The sequence below is a fragment of the Polynucleobacter alcilacus genome (assembly GCF_018881545.1).
Classification (GTDB): domain Bacteria; phylum Pseudomonadota; class Gammaproteobacteria; order Burkholderiales; family Burkholderiaceae; genus Polynucleobacter; species Polynucleobacter alcilacus.
Genome location: NZ_JACVQD010000001.1, coordinates 821,307 through 837,677, shown reverse-complemented (window position 1 = coordinate 837,677; position 16,371 = coordinate 821,307). Strand labels below are relative to the sequence as shown.

Sequence of the window (16,371 nt, the reverse complement as noted above, 5' to 3'; positions counted from 1 at the left end):
CTACTTGATCAAACCGAGGTGTCCCATCAGGGTGGCGGCCGCCAGACGACCTGACATGGCCGCCATGGGAACTCCCGGTCCCGGGTGAGTGCTGCCTCCCGTTAGTAGAAGATTGCTGATTTGTGACTGAGAACCGAGTCGCTGAAAGGAGCTCATCCAACCGTGAGTTGCCTGACCATACAGGGCTCCACCGCGTCCCGGAAATAGCTTGGCAAATTCCTGGGGTGAGGTGCGGGAGATTTGTGCATCCTGAAGTTGCAGGCCATACTGGCGCATGAGTGAAAACGCTTTTTGTTCGCATCGTTCTATTTCCCCATTGTCATAGGATTGATTATCACCATTAGCAGGCGCATTGACTAGGCAAAAAAGTCTTTCATAGTCATGATTGTCACTTGCTAAATCGGTTCTGTCTTGAGCGCAAATATAGACAGTAGGATTGGCTGGTAACTTGTTTTTCTCAAAGATATCGGTAAATTCACTTTGATAGGGATGGTTAAAAAATACGTTATGTCTGACTAACGGAAAGCCGGAAGCTTTAACGCGCATCGACCAGGTAAGGGCAGAAAGAGAATCTGTTTGTTTCAGGTTTTTCGGAATAGCCGTATTTGCCTCTTTACCAAGTAAGCCTTTCTGTAAAGCATTGATATCCCCATTGAAGATCAGGTAATCACATTCAATCACTTCGCCGGAGCTGAGTAGAACTCCGCTCACCTTGTTCCCGGCAAATTGAAGGGCTTTCACTTCAGCCCCATACTGAAACTGACAACCCTTTTTTTGTGCCAAGCGTGAAATTACTTCTGGGATTTTGGCCATCCCCCCTTTAATTGCCCATACGCCTTCCATTTCTACTTCGGCAATGAGCATTAAAGTGGCCGGGGCTAAGTAAGGAGAGGAGCCGCAATAAGTAGCGTAGCGTCCAAATAGTTGATGTAAGCGTGGATCTGGAAAATAGCTTTCAAGAGATGACCAGAGGCTAGTAAATGGTCCAATATCCCAAAGCACTTTGCTCTTTTGCAATCCTAATGCGGACATCATGCCAAACATATTCGGGCGAGGAGATTCGATAAACGGACCTTTCAGTGCGCCATATACTTTCTTGGCAGTTCTACAAAACTCTAAAAATAATAGAGCTTGTTTGGCGCCAGAAAATTGACCAATAGCATCGGCACTTTTCTGAGTATCTGCGTACAAGTCTAGTGGCGCCCCTCCCCAACTATGGCGCGCAAGAATATCTAAGGCCTCTAGCTCAAACTCTGCATCAAAGTTTTCATCGCAATCGGCAAACAGCTTTTCAAATATCCAGCGCATTGTAAAAACAGTTGGACCAGAATCAATGAGAGCACCCTCAACATTGATTTGACGAATCTTCCCCCCTGGATACTGACTCTTTTCTAATACAGTGACATCCAGTCCACGATGCGCAAGCTCAAGAGCAGCAGTGAGTCCCCCAATGCCTGCGCCAACGATCAGAATCTTAGGGGATTTGGACATACTTACCCTGCCAAGTACCTTGGGCCTTTAAGACTCTAAATCGAGTGAACATAGATTCAGAGAAGTAAGCTTGACCATATGCGGCCTTAATTGCAGATAGATGAGCGCCTTGCTGAGCATATTGCTCAAGGGATTGAGCGTTATCCCAGATGGTGAAGGTTGCTTGACGAAAGTAGGGTGCCTCTCCAACGCCTGCAGTCAGAATTTTCCCCGATGCTAAAACAATGGCATCTTCCGCAGGTTTTGCTTTCGCCCAAAATTGCCTTGCCTTGCTTGGGCGAATAGATGCTCGAGTTAAAGATGCAATAGGAGCATTGATTGGCGGGCTTGGATCTGCGCACTCCATGGAAAAACCAGACCAAGAACCCCGACTAGAGTAGGGCTGTACGCTTGCTAAAAAGAATTCACGAGCGTGATCTTGATAAGCCTTGACGATAGAAGAAGATTCTGCGAAATGGGCAGCATTGTCAGCGCTATTAAAGACGCAAAAAAAGCCTTGTTTGGTGAGGCTAGGTTTAGTACTAAACCCGCCGTTGTAGCCAGAACCTAGTACTTTGCAAAACTGCAGACCTGGAGTATGTTGAAAAGGAGACTTGCCAAGGATGTATCTTAAGAACCCCCATGCTCTGGAGTGTGAAGCAATATCAATTAAACCTAATACTGCTGTCTGATCATTCATTGCAACTTAGGCATCAATATCATCTGTGGGGTTACTATCCACAATGCCAAACCGTCTCATTTTAATATAGAGACCTTGTCTTGATAGGCCCAGTAGCTCGGCTGCAGATGCTCTATTGGACATCGTCAGATCAAGCGCAGCCAAGATACATAATTTTTCAATAATGTCAGTAGTCTCAGTCACGATTTGTTTGAGGGGCACCTTGCCCACCAATTGCGTGAGCTCTTTAGCGTTCTTGCCAAGATTGTCAGGCTTATCTGCCGGTTGAGTTGAGGCCTTAGAAATTGAATGAATACCAATAGCAACCAATGAAAGCTTGGCGCTATTAAAACCAATAGCAGAAATTCGGACATCCATAGGCGAACTGCCATCATCTGCCGTGATGGTACTCGCATAGTCCTTAATAGAACCATGTTCACGTACTGTACCCAATAGAATTTTGAGATCAACACTGGCTCTTCCAAGCCATATCTCTAATGATTTGCCTAAGACGCTCTCTTTTTGTGTCGATTGCGACATCGAGACAAACGTATTATTGCTTGTGAGGATGATTCCGTTGCTACTACAGACAATAAAGCCATCCTGGAAATCTTCCATAGCTTGAGAGAGTAGTGCAGCTTGCTCATTTACTGTGCCGAGATTCGCAGTTTGAGACTTTGACTTAATAGAGACCAAGCAGACGTTTTGATTTCCTTCACGCAAAATCGTACTCGAAATTTCCACATTCTCTTTCAGATTTTCTAGCGTCGTTTGAATAGAGGACTGCAGTATTCCAGATTTAGACTCCATGAGGTAACTCTGAATAGCCTCATGATCTTTTACAGGAAATAGATTAACAAAAAGTTTACCTTGAATTTTTTTCAGATCACCCACTAAAAAACCAGCTGACTTATTCACTTCAATAATCTTTAAAGTCTGACTATCCACAATCAGATAGGCTTGATCAATACTATTAAAGAGTTGTAAGTAGCGATTTTGAATAGCATGAAGATTCGCATAATCACGCTCAATTTCTTGCTGGGATTCAACTAATTTTTGTTGCAGCATAGAGATACTGCTGAGATCTTTGCCAATTGCGACTAACTTATTTTGTTTGGGAAAAAAGATAGTACTGTATTGAATGGGAAGTGAAGTTGTCCCATTAATTTCTTGATTTACTTGACGCCATTTTTGTTCATCCTGATCTTCACGTGTCTTGAGTAGTGCATTGACTTTTGGCTGGCTATCAATGGCCACAGTATCAAGCCATTTTTTCCCAACTAGAGCGGATGTATCTGCTGCAACGGGTTTTGAGCCATCAACTACTTTTTCAATCACGCCAGATTCATTAACGATGAGTGTTAAATCTACTGACAGAGCCAAGAGCTCAGCTACAAAATTCACATCTAAGGTATTTAATGCAGAAGTATCTAAATGATAAATTTTGGTCACGTTTTATTTTTTACTCACTTATCTAAGTATTATTTTTCTAATTGGCTGAGATGTTGCTCAAGTTTCTGAACGGATTCCTCAGGACTAAAAGCCTTAACTTCTGCCTGAATGTGATCGAATGCATCGGGCGCCTTATTATAAAGCGGACCACCAATAAGAACAATGATTTTGGGGTTCTGAGATTTTTGTCTAATTAAATCAATCAAGTTTGGAAGCCGTTCAAGTTGCTCATGGGTTGAAACCGAAATAGCAATTGCCTGGAGCATTCTTGAAGATACTCCGTAGACAATAGCGTCTAGATTGACTTGATTTGGACGATGCACTTGCCAACCGGTAAATGTTAGAAAATTGGCAAAAATGAGACTGCCTAAACTGTGCTGTGAGCCTGGAAATACAGTAATAAAAATGGCTTTGTTTTGCTGTCGATCTAATTGGTTCGCCTGAAAGAGGTAATCAAGCTTATGAATAACCCTTTCTAGTTTATTTACCCCAATGGATACGTCTGCAAAGCTAAGGCTATCGTCTTCCCATTGTTTACCTAACTTTCTAGCGATTGCTGGGATTAGGTCTAAGACAATGTAATCAATTGAGGCACCATGAGTTTTGAGTACGGTGATTGCGAGTTCAAATGAACCTTCTTCAGTATCTAGTAAAAGATTGGTGAGTTTGTTGATTTCTTCTTCATCTAGCGTATGGCGATATTGATCTTGTTTGAGGCGGGGCGGTTGAACCCAATTTTGATTAGAGGAGGTCCTAGATGCCAAGACATCTACTTTGCGTTCAATCACCCCAATTAAGTCTGGTAACTGAGTGCTGACTACATCTCTGATGAGTTCTTTTTTAGCTAATGAATTCACTAAATAGCCCTTATGATAGTGCCTGCCAATTAAATGACAATTAAATGTAAAATAATTATTACACTTATGATCAATTTAAAGCAATATATTTGTATTAACTAGGGTTAATACTTATAAATATCCCCTCATATCAGGGAAAATACTAGTTTTTGTAGAGGATTTTTGGCGTAAAGTTTTGTTTACACATAGCCAACAGGGCAGCCTCAAAAAAATGAAGATTAGTAAGCCACTTTACAACCAAGAACAGCGTGCCAAACGAGATGCCACGGTTTGGACCTTGGTTCAGGGTATTTTGGCTCCAATTCAATTCCTGGTATGCCTCATTAGCCTTTCTTTGGTGCTGCGCTATCTCATTACTGGAGAGGGATATGCGTTGGCGACTATTTCAGTAGTGATTAAAACCCTATTTCTCTACTTAATCATGCTAACGGGCAGCATTTGGGAGAAGGTTGTATTTGGCAAATACCTCTTTGCAGAGAGCTTCTTCTGGGAAGACGTATTTAGTATGTTGGTCATTTCACTTCATACCCTCTATCTCTACTTTCTCTTCGTAGGAGAAATGAGTCAGCGTGGATTAATGTACCTAGCCTTGGCTGCCTACGCATCTTATTTTATTAATGCGGGTCAATTCTTATATAAATTACGCATGGCGCGTTTGCAAATGAGTGAGGGAGTCACTGCATGAATGCAATCGTAGACTTGCCTAAAGATCAAATCAGTAGCGTAGGAAAAAATATTCCTATCTATAAAGAGCGCGGCCAAAGAGAAGTATTTTGTGGCTTAACCGGAATTATTTGGCTACATCGAAAGATACAAGATGCCTTCTTTTTGGTAGTAGGCTCCCGGACCTGTGCCCACTTGGTCCAATCAGCTGCTGGGGTGATGATCTTTGCAGAGCCACGCTTTGCCACTGCCATCATTGACGATCGTGATCTTGCTGGAATTGCAGATGCACACGAAGAGTTGGACCGCGTTGTGAAATCCCTGCTCACCCGTCGGCCAGATATCAAAATGTTATTTTTGGTTGGGTCATGTCCATCCGAGGTCATTAAGCTTGATCTTTCAAGGGCTGCGCAAAGATTAAACAAAGAATTTCTGAATCAATGCCGTATCTTGAGTTATTCGGGTAGCGGTATTGAAACGACCTTTACCCAAGGTGAAGATGCCTGCCTTGCATCATTGGTAAATGAGATTCCTAAGCCAGTAGTAGCAGGAGAAAAAAATCTACTGATTGTGGGCTGCTTGCCGGATGTAGTCGAAGATCAGTTCCAGCGATTATTTGCCGATCTTGGTATTGAGAGAGTTTCTTTTTTTCCACCAAGAAATTCACAGCAAAAAATTGAAATTCATAGCAATACGCAATACTTACTTGCGCAGCCATTTTTGGCTGATACAGCAAGATTTATTGAAGAGCGTGGTGCTAAAAGAATTTCTGCGCCATTCCCATTTGGAATTGGAGGAACAACGGCTTGGTTAAAAGCTGCTGCCAATCAATGGGGAGTGACTGTTGCGCATTTTGATAAAGTAACGCAGCCCAAAATAGAGCGAGCTCAGAAGGGCTTGGCACACTATTTACCAATGTTGGAAAACAAGAGAATTTCTTTTTTCCCTGATTCTCAATTAGAAATTCCACTGGCCCGTTTTCTTTCCCAGGAGTGCGGTATGAAAGTCCTAGAAATCGGTACGCCCTATCTTCATAAACAACACCTGGAAGCAGAGTTGGAATTACTTCCTGAAAACTCTCGAATTGTGGAAGGTCAGGACGTTGAGAAACAGCTAGATAGATGTCGCTCAGATAAGCCAGACATCGTTGTTTGTGGTTTGGGATTGGCAAACCCCTTAGAAGCAGAAGGCATTACGACCAAGTGGTCAATCGAATTGGTATTTAGTCCTGTGCACGGCTATGAGCAGGCTGCAGATTTAGCAGAGCTCTTTGCGCGACCTTTAAATCGCAGTATCAGATTAGCGGCCTAGGGGAAGCAGATGCAATTAACGCTATGGACATACGAAGGTCCTCCACATATTGGAGCAATGCGTATTGCTACTTCCATGACGGACTTGCACTATGTTCTGCATTCACCTCAGGGTGATACCTACGCAGATCTTCTATTTACGATGATCGGACGTTCACGTAAGCGTCCTCCAGTGACTTACACCACATTTCAGGCAAGAGATTTGGGTGGCGACACAGCACAGTTATTTCAGGATTCGGTAAATGATGCGTATCAACGCTTTAAACCAAAAGCAATGATTGTTGGTGCCTCCTGTACTGCTGAGTTGATTCAAGATGATCCAGGCGGTTTGGCAAGAGCATTGAGTTTGCCCATTCCAGTCATCCCACTGGAATTACCTTCGTATCAGAAAAAAGAAAATTGGGGTGCTTCAGAAACTTTCTATCACATTGTTCGTGGTTTAGTCAGCGTAGATAAATCTATCTCAGCACAACAGTATCAAGAGAAGCTGGCAGCTAGCAAGCAAGAAGGTCAAAATCCCAGTTGCAATATTTTGGGGGCAACCGCTTTAGGTTTTCGAAATCGGGACGATGTTCAAGAGATTCGTGGCTTACTTGAATCGATGGGTATAGAAGTAAGGGTGGTGGCACCCTTAAATGCTTCTGTAGCTGACCTCAGCAAGATCCCAGAAGCAGACTTCAATGTGTCGCTCTATCCCGAAATCAGTCAACTCACTTGTACTTGGTTGAATAAAACGTTTGGTCAGCCATTTACAAAAATCATTCCGATTGGCACTAAAGCGACTAAGGTATTTATTGAAGAGGTAGCGCAGCTTGCTAACCTGAATCCTGAGACTACTTTAGAGAATCAAGAGGAGCGGGCGCGCTGGTATGCAAAATCAGTTGACTCTACTTATTTGACTGATAAAAGAGTGTTTATCTTTGGTGATGCAAGTCATGTCATCGCAGTTGCTAAGGTAGCAGCAGAAGAAATTGGCTTCAAAGTAGTTGGTCTAGGAACCTATAGCCGTGAATTTGCGCGTGAAGTCCGTGAGGCTGCAAAGTTATATGATGTAGAGGCACTGATTACTGATGACTACCTCGAAGTTGAGCAAAAGGTTGCTGAGTTAAGTCCAGACTTAGTTTTGGGAACTCAGATGGAGCGCCATATTGCCAAGAGATTAGGTATTCCTTGCGCAGTCATTTCAGCGCCAGTACACGTTCAAGATTTCCCTGCACGCTACTCACCTCAAATGGGTTTTGAAGGTGCTAATGTGTTGTTTGACACCTGGATTCATCCACTGATGATGGGTCTAGAGGAGCATCTCATCATGATGTTCCGTGATGACTTTGAATTTAGTGCTAAAGCAGCGCCATCTCACCTAGGTCATGGAAGTTCAAGTGCAAAAGAGCACACTCTAGCTGTAACTCAAACAAGCGATGCTGCTGTTGCTCAAGCGACCCAGGTTAATGCTGAACTCTTTAATGGTGCTAATCCAGCCAATCTTTGGGATGCTGCTGCTGAAAAAGAATTGGGAAAAATCCCGTTCTTTGTAAGAGGAAAAGCGCGGCGTAACACTGAGAAGTTTGCAGTAGAGCATGGCATCAGCCAAATAACGATCGAAACCCTCTACGATGCTAAGGCTCACTATGGCAGATAAGCATCCATCAATGAGGGTCACCATTGTGACGATGGATACGCACTTGGCCAGCGCGACTGAGCGAGCTCGTCATGCTCTGAAAAGGAAAATGCCTAGTTTGGAATTGACTATTCATGCAGCTTCAAGCTGGACAGTCGATAGCAAGGCACTAGAGAGCTGTCTTGCAGATATCCAATCAGCAGACATTTTGATTGTGACCATGCTCTTTATGGAAGATCACTTTAAGCCGGTGATTGAGGCTCTTAAAGCAAGACGAGATCATTGTGATGCGATGGTATGCGCCATGTCAGCTGGTGAAGTGGTGAGTCTGACCCGGATGGGTGGATTTGATATGGGTAAACCTGCAAGTGGTTTGATTGGTTTACTCAAGCGCCTCAGAGGGAACAAAGAAAAGTCTCAAACTGGTGGCGCTGCTCAAATGCGCATGTTGCGTCGTTTACCTAAGATTCTGCGTTTTATTCCTGGGGGTGCTCAGGATGTCAGAGCTTATTTTTTAACTCTGCAATATTGGTTAGGGGGCTCTGAAGAGAATCTCTACCATATGGTCAAAAATTTGGTCAATCGTTACGCTGCCGGTGAGCGTGAAGTATTAAAAACAAAAGAGAAATTAGTAGAGCCGGTCATTTATCCAGATAATGGCATCTACCATCCGCGTCTTCAGGGTCGCATGAGCGAGTCTTTAAGTGATCTACCTAAGTTGGTGAGCGATAAGAAATCTAAGGGTAGGGTAGGTCTGTTGCTGTTGAGATCTTATATTTTGGCTGGCAATACCCTTCACTACGATTCAGCAATTGCTGCTTTAGAGGCACAAGGTTTGCAGGTATTACCTATATTTGCAGTTGGCCTAGATGCCAGGCCTGCAATTGAGAAATTCTTTTTCCAAGACGGAAAGAATATCGTAGATGCTGTGGTGTCCTTAACAGGATTTTCTTTGGTAGGAGGCCCTGCTTATAACGATGCCAAAGCAGCTGAAGAAGTGTTGGCCTCACTGGATGTTCCTTATTTAGCTGCGCAGCCTTTGGAGTTTCAAACTTTGAATGAATGGGGCGGTTCAGATCGCGGCTTGTTGCCGGTTGAGAATACGCTCATGATCGCTATTCCAGAGTTAGATGGTGCAATTGTTCCAATGGTGTTTGGTGGTCGCGCTGGCGAAGCCGATGTGCAATGCACAGGTTGTCATAAGGCATGTGTGTTTGAAGCTAGCATCAATCGTCACGATATGCATACTTGTGTAGAGCGTACTGCGATGTTGGCAGCACGAGTCAGCAAACTGATTGCACTTCGTAAAACAGAGCAGGCTAATCGTAAAGTTGCTTTAGTGATGTTCAACTTCCCACCCAATGCTGGAAGAGTCGGAACTGCCGCCCATTTAAGTGTTTTCGAATCAGTCTTCAATACGCTAAAGAGTTTGAAAGCAGAAGGTTACACAGTGGATGTGCCAAATTCTGTAGATGAATTTAGGGATCAGATCCTCATAGGTAATGCAAAGCAATATGGCACTGATGCGAATGTCCATACTCAGATCAGTACAGGCGATCACATTAAACGCGAACCTTGGTTAAAAGAGATTGAGGCCCAGTGGGGTCCTGCGCCTGGCAAGCTTCTGACTAATGGATCATCACTCTTTGTGTTGGGTAAGCAATTTGGTAATGTCTTTGTAGCACTTCAGCCAGGATTTGGTTATGAAGGCGATCCAATGCGTTTACTGCATGAAAAAGGATTTGCACCAACTCACGCATTCTCTGCTTTCTACCGTTACTTACGCGAAGATTTTTCTGCCTCAGCAGTGCTTCATTTTGGTACACACGGCGCCCTTGAGTTTATGCCAGGTAAGCAATCCGGCATGTCGGGATCATGCTGGCCTGACCGCTTGATCAATGATTTGCCGAATCTCTATATTTATGCATCTAATAATCCCTCAGAGGGAGCAATCGCTAAGAGACGTGCTGGTGCAACACTCATTAGTTACTTAACTCCACCAGTTTCTCAGGCAGGTTTGTATCAAGGCTTATCGGAATTAAAAGAGTCTGTGGAGCATTGGCGTAAAGCGACACCTCAAGAAAATAGCCACGAAGTTAGTCAAGAGACTACTCAGGCCTGGGACGAAAATGCACAGGAGCTTTTAGATTCTCTCCAAGCGCAGGCGGTTGCATTGGAGTTTGTATCTGCAGAGCCAGCTTGGAAAACGCTAGATGCAGATACCGTTAATAAAACAGTAATGCATTTAAGTGAACAAATACTCGAGCTTGAGTACACCTTGATTCCTTATGGCCTGCATATCTTAGGCGGCCAAATGAGTACTGAGCAAAGTTTGGATATGTTGATGAGTTACGCATCAGTGCAAGAGGGAGAGATTCAAAATTTCTCTAGAGACGCGATGAATGCATTGATTCATAGCCAAAGTCTTGAGCATTTTGCCAAAGATCAGGCACTAGCTTTAACACCTAGCTTAAGGGAAGAGCTTGATCAAGTAATGAATATGCATCGCGAAATGCAATCTGATAGTGAAATGCAAGGTATTTTGAAGGCTTTGGAAGGTCGTTATATCCGCCCAGCGCCAGGGGGTGATGTTCTCAGAAATCCTCAAGTACTCCCTACCGGCAGAAATGTTCATGGCTTTGATCCATTCCGCATTCCTAGTAAGTTCGCTATGAAGGATGGGCAGTATCAAGCGAACAAACTACTAGAAAGATATCAGGCTGATGGAAATCCATTGCCAGAATCTATTGCAATGGTTCTCTGGGGTACTGACAATCTCAAAACAGAAGGTGGCCCAATAGCGCAAATCTTTGCCTTAATGGGCGCTCTTCCACGTTTTGATAGCTTCGGTAGATTGGCTGGTGCTCAACTTGTACCGCTAGAAGAATTAGGACGCCCCCGGATTGACGTGATGGTCTCTATTTCAGGAATCTTTAGAGATCTCATGCCATTGCAAATCAAGATTCTGGCCGAAGCTGCATACCTAGCAGCAGTAGCTGATGAGCCTCTTGAGCACAATTTCATTCGCAAGCATGCGCTGGCATATCAAGCTAGCAATGGGTGTGATCTGGAGACTGCGGCATTACGTGTTTTTGGAAATGCTGAAAGCGCCTACGGTGCTAATGTCAATATGATGATTGATAACGGCCTGTGGCAGGACGAAAATGAATTAGCAGAAACCTATACTCGCCGCAAAAGCTTTGCTTACGGAAGATCTGGTAGGCCAGTAGTGCAAAGTGAATTATTAAATTCCATCCTTGCGGATGTCGAGTTGACTTATCAAAACCTAGATTCCATTGAATTGGGTGTAACTACGATTGATACTTACTTTGATACTTTGGGTGGTGTAAGCCGTGCTGTACGCCGTGCTAAAGGTGGCAAAGTAGCCCCGGTATATATTGGCGACCAAACTAAAGGGGATGCCGTAGTCAGAACCTTAAATGAACAAGTCTCATTAGAAACCCGTTCACGCATGCTCAATCCCAAGTGGTACGAGGGCATGCTTAAACATGGTTATGAAGGCGTGCGCCAATTAGAAAGTCACCTCACCAATACCGTAGGTTGGTCTGCAACTACTGGTCAAGTTGAGCCTTGGGTTTATCAACACCTCACCCAAACATTCATATTAGACCCAGAAATGCGCGAGCGCTTAATGAGTTTGAACCCTGCATCATCGGCGAAAGTAGCAAGTCGCTTATTAGAAGCATCAGAAAGAAATTACTGGAAGCCAGAGCCATCGGTATTAGAGACATTACGTCGCGTTGCCAATGATTTTGAAGATCGACTTGAAGGTGTATACGAGGGAGTAGCTATTTAATGGAAACGGTAAACATACCAATTTCTTCAATTAATACGAGAACCAAGCCATTAGATGGCGAGGGCAGTTTGCAAGTTCATCTGGATCCAAACGAAAAAATTGGCAATGCAAAAGTTTTTGCGATCTATGGAAAGGGTGGAATTGGAAAAAGTACCACTTCTTCTAATCTTTCCGCGGCTTTTTCATTATTGGGTAAGCGGGTTATTCAGATTGGATGCGATCCAAAGCATGACTCTACTTTTACTCTGACTAAAAAGTTGGTTCCCACCGTGATTGATATTCTGGAGTCAGTAGATTTTCACTCTGAAGAATTGCGCGTAGAAGATTTTGTCTATGAGGGCTTTAACGGTGTGATGTGTGTCGAAGCAGGCGGCCCTCCAGCTGGAACAGGTTGCGGTGGTTACGTGGTTGGTCAAACAGTGAAGCTTTTAAAAGAGCATCATTTACTGGAAGATACCGACATTGTTATTTTTGATGTACTAGGTGACGTAGTTTGTGGCGGTTTTGCGGCCCCCTTACAGCATGCTGACCGCGCACTGATCGTGGCCGCCAATGATTTCGATTCGATCTTTGCGATGAATCGTATCGTTCAAGCGATTAGTGCAAAGGCAAAAAACTATAACGTTCGCTTAGGCGGTGTGATTGCCAATCGTAGTCAAGATACCGATCAGATCGACAAATTCAATGATCGTGTTGGTTTAAAGAAGATGGCTCATTTTCCTGACCTAGATGCTATTCGTAAGAGCCGTCTAAAGAAATGCACCATATTTGAAATGGAATCTACCCCTGAAATTGAGGCGGTGAAAGAAGAGTATCTGCGCTTGGCAGCAAGCTTGCTTTTAGATGATGAACCCTTATTGATGGAATCTCTAAAAGACCGGGAAATCTTTGACTTACTGGGATTTGACTAATCATGGATGCTATTTCATATTTAGATAGACGCAGTAAGCTGCAGAACTATTTTGATCGTACTGCCAACGATGCTTGGGCAAAGCTGACATCAGATGCACCAGTCAGCGGTATTCGTGCAACTGTGAGAGCAGGGCGCGATCAAATGCGCAACAGTATTATCAGTCGATTACCGGAAAATCTGACTGGTAAAAGAGTTCTAGATGCAGGTTGTGGAACCGGTGCCGTAGCGCTTGAATTGGCTAAAAAAGGGGCTTTAGTTACCGCAGTGGATCTCTCGCCTAATTTAATAGAACTTGCTAAAAGCAGAATCCCTGAGACTGAGCGTCAAAATATCCAGTTTCATTCTGGCGATATGCTAGATGAGGCTTATGGTGATTTCGATTATGTCATCGGCATGGACTCCATGATTCACTACTGTGCAAAAGACATGTTGGTGGTGTTGGAGAAGTTATCTCCTCGTGTATCTGAAAAAATACTATTTACTTTTGCTCCCAGCACATTACCCCTGGAATTGATGATTCGGGTTGGTCGTCTGTTCCCAAGAAAAGATAGAGCACCATTTATTGAGCCGATTAGTCATGCAAAGCTACATCAATCGATTCATCAGTCACCTTGGTTCGTTGATTGGGAAACCCCATTTACCCAGTTGGTGTCAAGCGGCTTTTATAAATCTCAACTCATGGAGTTGAAAAAACAATCATGATGAACATGGCGCGAATTGCAAAAGCTTGGACGAGGATTCATCCTCGCTTTTTGCCTTTTGCAGACGTGGCAACTCCTGATTTACCTTTAGGACGTCTCCTCAGGTTATCTTTGTTTCAAGTTTCTGTTGGTATGGCTACTTCATTGCTCGTCGGCACTCTCAATCGCGTGATGATTGTGGAGATGAACATAGACGCATGGATAGTAGCCTTAATGGTGGCATTACCTTTAGTCTTTGCCCCGTTTAGGGCGTTGATTGGTCATAAGTCTGATACACATCGCTCCATCTTGGGCTGGAAAAGAGTTCCTTATATCTGGCTGGGGACTTGGTTGCAGTTTGGCGGTCTTGCCATCATGCCGTTCGCATTGATCTTGTTATCTGGCGACACTCACTGGCCTATCTGGTTTAGCTATCTTGGCAGTACATTGGCATTTTTATTGGTAGGCGCTGGTATGCAAACCACTCAAACTGCTGGCTTGGCTCTTGCAACTGACTTAGCGGATGAAAAAAATAGACCACGTGTTGTCGCCATGATGTATGTCATGTTGCTAGTGGGTATGGTGTTAAGCGGAATTATCTTCAGTCTATTTTTGAATCCCTTTAGTCCAATGCAATTAATCAGAGTAATACAGGGTGTCGCCATCCTGACTCTGTTTCTGAACCTCTTTGCCTTATGGAAGCAGGAAGTTCGGCAACCTAGAAATACCTCTCCTGATATTCCTCAACCTAAATTCACCCAGAGTTGGAATGGATTCATCAAAAAACCCAATGTACGTCGTTTTTTAATCATGCTTGGCCTTGGTACTACTGGTTTTAGCATGCAAGACATTATTTTGGAGCCCTATGGTGGCGAGATTTTGCAACTCGATGTTTCTGCGACCAGTTTCCTAACAGCCTTAATTGCTTTTGGATCTTTATTGGCATTTTCACTGTCAGCAAGATGGCTCGGTCGTGGGTTTAACGCGCATAGAATCGCTGCGCTAGGTTTATTACTGGGTTTAATTGCCTTTACCATGGTCATCTTCTCTGAGCCTATGGGCTCTCCAAATTTATTCAGATTAGGCGCGCTCTTAATTGGCTTTAGCGGTGGCTTGTTTGCAGTCAGCACCTTAACAATTGCAATGAGCATGGACCAAGAAAATACGAGCGGCATGGTCATTGGGGCCTGGGGGGCAGTTACTGCCACTTGTTCTGGAATCGGTATGTTATTGGGTGGTGCAATTAGAGATCTCGTCGGCCAATTGGCTACGAGTGGAGCGATTGGCTCTGCATTAATGAATCCAGCAACTGGGTATAGCTTTGTTTATCACATTGAAATTTATTTATTGTTTATTACTTTAGTTGCATTAGGTCCTTTGGTAGCCAAAAGGACTGTTTTGGGTGTTTCAAAAACGAGTAAGTTTGGCCTAGCTGATTTTCCAGGCTAGTTTTTAAGGAAGGGGAGAAATATGGGTACAGGTGCAATTACACAATATATCGACGTAGCTCAAGTCGTGTTTTATTTATTCTTACTTTTCTTTGTTGGGTTAGTGATCTATCTCACATTGGAAAGTAAACGTGAGGGATTTCCATTGGAAACTGAGCGCTTTGGACAGGTGCGTCGTGAAGATGGCATCTTGGGTATGCCAAGAGTGAAAAAATTTGTGACAGAGTTTGGTAAAACCTATTACGCGCCACTGCAAACGCCTCCAGAGCCAGAAAAAGTTTCTGCAGTTCCGATACATCCTTGGAACGGAGCGCCTTTAGCGCCAGTTGGTAATCCGCTATTAGCGGGTGTTGGCCCAGGCTCCTATGCAAATCGTGCCGATCATGTCGATTACGACTTAGAGGGTCATGCACGTATTCGCCCATTAAGAAATCTGCCAAAAATTTCTATCTCAGAAATTGATATTAATCCAATTGGTTTGGAGGTAATCGGTGCGGATGGCAATAAAGGCGGCAGGGTGACGGATGTATGGGTAGACCATATGGAAATGATCATTCGTTACCTTGAGGTAGATGTGAATGGCAATAAAGTGTTGCTTCCAATGAACTTTTCTCGTATTGGCAAGCACAATATTCAAGTGCAATCTATCTTGTCAGATCAATTTTCTCAGGTGCCAAAAACAAAGCACCCAGAAGAAGTGACCTTGCTAGAAGAAGAAAAGATTATGGCGTACTTTGGTGCGGGTACTTTATACGCAACACCTGAGCGTCAGGAGCCATTAGCATGAGTCTCGATATCCATAACAGTCCAGAGCATGAGTTTGAGGCTGAATTTGGCCTGCCTGAGAAATTGCCAAAGGGTGAGCGTATTTTGTGGCAGGGATCACCTGACACAAAAACTATCCTATCGAAGGTCTTTTATATCAAACTATTGGGCATTTATTTTGGATTGCTATTGGCTTATCGTTTAGTGACTGGCTTTAGTGATGGCGAACCTGTAACAGCTATCTTGTATTCAGCGCTTACTATCCTGGCTTTATCTAGCTTAGGCCTTGGCCTAGTTGGACTTATCGCTTATTTGATCTCTTCAACGGCGGTTTACACCATTACCAATAAGCGCGTAGTGATGCGAATTGGAATTGTGCTCAATATGACTTTTAATTTTCCCTTGAAAATGATTGAGTCAGCAGATTGTGGATTTACTAAAGAAGGTGCTGGTGATATTTATTTGAAGTTAAGCAAGGGAACCAAAATTGCCATATTTCATTTATGGCCACATGCAAGACCTGGTAAGTGGGCTATTCCCCAGCCGACTTTAAGGGGAATCAAAAACTGTGCAGAAGTGGCGCAAATTTTGGTGGATGCGTGGGCAATAGAAAATAATGTCATCGCACGTACAGTACATGCAAACGAGCGCATGTCGGTGGATGCAAAAAGCCCTTACTCAGAGGCAGAAATAGCATGA

13 protein-coding genes are annotated in these 16,371 nt (G+C 43.7%); 9 read left to right on the top strand and 4 right to left on the bottom strand.

What is annotated here, in order from left to right:
* Genes crtD through ICN45_RS04295 form a run of 4 tightly spaced genes read right to left on the bottom strand, consistent with a single transcriptional unit; the run spans position 1 to position 4,458 of the window.
* Positions 1-1,491 carry a 1-hydroxycarotenoid 3,4-desaturase CrtD gene (crtD, locus tag ICN45_RS04310; protein ID WP_216173609.1) on the bottom strand — a complete coding sequence of 497 codons (1,491 nt, stop codon included), beginning with the start codon at positions 1,489-1,491 and terminating at the stop codon, positions 1-3.
* Positions 1,475-2,170 (bottom strand): spheroidene monooxygenase, encoded by a 696-nt coding sequence (locus ICN45_RS04305; RefSeq protein ID WP_216173606.1) that lies wholly within the window; start codon positions 2,168-2,170, stop codon positions 1,475-1,477. The genes crtD and ICN45_RS04305 overlap by 17 nt, the downstream gene beginning before the upstream one ends.
* A 6-nt stretch (positions 2,171-2,176) precedes the next feature.
* Positions 2,177-3,601, bottom strand: coding sequence for a transcriptional regulator PpsR (gene ppsR, locus ICN45_RS04300; protein ID WP_216173603.1), 1,425 nt, complete (start codon positions 3,599-3,601; stop codon positions 2,177-2,179).
* Positions 3,602-3,630: 29 nt separating this feature from the next.
* Positions 3,631-4,458, bottom strand: a complete 828-nt coding sequence (locus ICN45_RS04295) for a cobalamin B12-binding domain-containing protein (RefSeq protein ID WP_216173600.1) — start codon at positions 4,456-4,458, stop codon at positions 3,631-3,633.
* Positions 4,459-4,669: 211 nt separating this feature from the next.
* Here ICN45_RS04295 and bchF point away from each other — a divergent pair, with 211 nt between their 5' ends.
* From bchF to puhB, 9 genes are read left to right on the top strand one after another with little or no spacing between them, the layout of a single operon-like run.
* Positions 4,670-5,143 carry a 2-vinyl bacteriochlorophyllide hydratase gene (gene bchF / locus ICN45_RS04290; protein WP_216173597.1) on the top strand — a complete coding sequence of 158 codons (474 nt, stop codon included), beginning with the start codon at positions 4,670-4,672 and terminating at the stop codon, positions 5,141-5,143.
* Positions 5,140-6,432 (top strand): ferredoxin:protochlorophyllide reductase (ATP-dependent) subunit N, encoded by a 1,293-nt coding sequence (locus ICN45_RS04285; RefSeq protein WP_216173595.1) that lies wholly within the window; start codon positions 5,140-5,142, stop codon positions 6,430-6,432. The genes bchF and ICN45_RS04285 overlap by 4 nt, the downstream gene beginning before the upstream one ends.
* Before the next feature lie 9 nt (positions 6,433-6,441).
* Positions 6,442-8,070: a ferredoxin:protochlorophyllide reductase (ATP-dependent) subunit B gene (gene bchB, locus ICN45_RS04280; RefSeq protein ID WP_216173593.1), complete on the top strand. Its 1,629-nt coding sequence runs from the start codon at positions 6,442-6,444 to the stop codon at positions 8,068-8,070.
* Positions 8,060-11,866, top strand: a complete 3,807-nt coding sequence (locus ICN45_RS04275; RefSeq protein WP_216173591.1) for a magnesium chelatase subunit H — start codon at positions 8,060-8,062, stop codon at positions 11,864-11,866. Before bchB ends, ICN45_RS04275 begins: the two co-directional genes overlap by 11 nt.
* Entirely contained in the window at positions 11,866-12,777 is a 912-nt protein-coding gene (gene bchL / locus ICN45_RS04270; RefSeq protein ID WP_216173588.1) for a ferredoxin:protochlorophyllide reductase (ATP-dependent) iron-sulfur ATP-binding protein, read from the top strand. Before ICN45_RS04275 ends, bchL begins: the two co-directional genes overlap by 1 nt.
* Positions 12,778-12,779: 2 nt before the next feature.
* Positions 12,780-13,481, top strand: coding sequence for a magnesium protoporphyrin IX methyltransferase (gene bchM / locus ICN45_RS04265; RefSeq protein ID WP_216173585.1), 702 nt, complete (start codon positions 12,780-12,782; stop codon positions 13,479-13,481).
* Positions 13,478-14,908, top strand: a complete 1,431-nt coding sequence (locus ICN45_RS04260) for a BCD family MFS transporter (RefSeq protein ID WP_216173582.1) — start codon at positions 13,478-13,480, stop codon at positions 14,906-14,908. Before bchM ends, ICN45_RS04260 begins: the two co-directional genes overlap by 4 nt.
* 21 nt (positions 14,909-14,929) lie before the next feature.
* Positions 14,930-15,694 carry a photosynthetic reaction center subunit H gene (gene puhA / locus ICN45_RS04255; protein ID WP_216173579.1) on the top strand — a complete coding sequence of 255 codons (765 nt, stop codon included), beginning with the start codon at positions 14,930-14,932 and terminating at the stop codon, positions 15,692-15,694.
* Entirely contained in the window at positions 15,691-16,371 is a 681-nt protein-coding gene (gene puhB, locus ICN45_RS04250) for a photosynthetic complex putative assembly protein PuhB (protein ID WP_216173577.1), read from the top strand. The genes puhA and puhB overlap by 4 nt, the downstream gene beginning before the upstream one ends.